The organism is Ancylobacter sp. VNQ12 (assembly GCF_049445835.1).
GTDB lineage: Bacteria > Pseudomonadota > Alphaproteobacteria > Rhizobiales > Xanthobacteraceae > Ancylobacter.
This window is the reverse complement of sequence record NZ_JBMSDU010000064.1, coordinates 1-1,593: the sequence shown is the minus strand read 5'-3', so window position 1 is coordinate 1,593 and position 1,593 is coordinate 1. Positions and strand designations below refer to the sequence as shown.

The 1,593-nt window shown below is 65.1% G+C and carries 2 pseudogenes; both read left to right on the top strand.

From position 1 onward, the window contains the following. Positions 1-124 precede the first annotated feature (124 nt). A pseudogene (locus ACO2RV_RS25090) lies at positions 125-838 on the top strand (Mu transposase domain-containing protein); the annotation flags it as partial. Further along, positions 838-1,464 (top strand): annotated as a pseudogene (gene istB / locus ACO2RV_RS25085) (IS21-like element helper ATPase IstB); the annotation flags it as partial. The pseudogenes ACO2RV_RS25090 and istB, both read left to right, overlap by 1 nt. Between the last annotated feature and the right edge of the window lie 129 nt (positions 1,465-1,593).

The following is a 1,593-nucleotide window of genomic DNA, read 5'->3' as shown; positions in this document are numbered from 1 at the left end:
CAGCGTCCCGGAGACGCCGATATCGACGACCTGCTGCCCTTCAACTTCAAAAAACAGCCGGCATGAACGCATGAACCATGAACCGCTTCAAGCCGGTTTACGACGTGCTCTGAAATGAGCGCTTACCTACGACGAGTTGAACGCGTGGCTGCTGGACCAGTGCATCGCCTACGCCAAGGGCCATCCGCACCCCGAGCGGCGGGAGGAGACCATCTGGCATGCGTTCGAGGCCGAGCGTCCTGCCCTGGTGCCCTATGCCGGGCGGTTCGACGGCTTCCACGCCGTCCCGGCCTCCGTATCGAAGACCTGCCTGGTCCGCTTCGATAACAACCGCTACTCGGTCTGTGCCAGCGCCGTGGGACGCCCGGTCGAGGTCCGGGCCTATGCGGAGCGGATCGAGCTGCGCCAGGATGGGCGGCCGGTCGGCTCCCACCCGCGCTGCTTCGGCCGGGACCAGACCATCTTCGATCCCTGGCACTATGTGCCGGTCCTGGCGCGCAAGCCCGGCGCCCTCAGGAACGGCGCTCCGTTCAAGGACTGGGTTCTGCCCACGAGCCTCGATCGCGTCCGGCGCAAGCTCGCCGGTGCCACCGATGGCGACCGGCAGATGGTCGACATCCTCACCAGCGTGCTGAGCGACGGGTTGCCCGCGGTCGATGCAGCGTGCGCCGAAGCTCTGCACCAGGGCGTCCACTCGGCCGACGTGATCCTCAACATCCTCGCCCGGCGTCGTGAGCCTGCAGCCCCCGTCACCATCATCACGCCCGACGCCTTGCGCCTCCGCCACGCCCCGAGCGCCGACTGCTCACGATACGACCTGCTGAGGAGATCCCCATGATGGAGCGTTCCCAGATCCTCGAGACCATGGGCGAGCTCAAGCTCTATGGCATGAAGGCCGCCTACGACGAGATCATCGCCACCGCCGTCAAGCGCCAGCACGAGCCGCAACGCATCGTCGGCGATCTTGTGTCGGCGGAGATCTCCGAGAAGCAGGCCCGCTCCATCAAGTACCAGATCACCATCGCCAAGCTGCCCCTGGCCAAAGACGTCGACGACTTCGTGTTCGACGACACCCCCATCAACGAGACCCTGGTGCGCGACCTCGCCGGCGGCAACTTCCTCGCCCACCAGCGCAACGTGGTGCTGATCGGGGGCACCGGAACCGGCAAGACCCATCTGGCCATCGCCATTGCACGGGCCTGCATCCGCTCGGGTGCCCGCGGCCGCTTCTTCAATGTCGTCGACCTCGTCAACAAGCTGGAGGCCGAGGCTCGATCCGGCCGCCAGGGCCGCATGGCCGACTATCTCTCCCGCAAGGACTTCATCGTCCTCGACGAACTCGGCTACCTGCCCTTCGCCCAGTCCGGCGGGCAGCTCCTGTTCCACCTCATCAGCAGGCTCTACGAGCAGGCTTCGGTCATCGTCACCACCAACCTCGCCTTCGGCGAGTGGCCGAGCGTCTTCAACGACCCGACGATTTCATGATGCCTCCTTTATCGATCGTCTGGTGCGTCGAATACGAGCTCGAAGCTGGATGATCTGATCGTCCGAGAGGTCGATTTTCCAAGGCTGGCCCTTGATCAACTGCCGTCC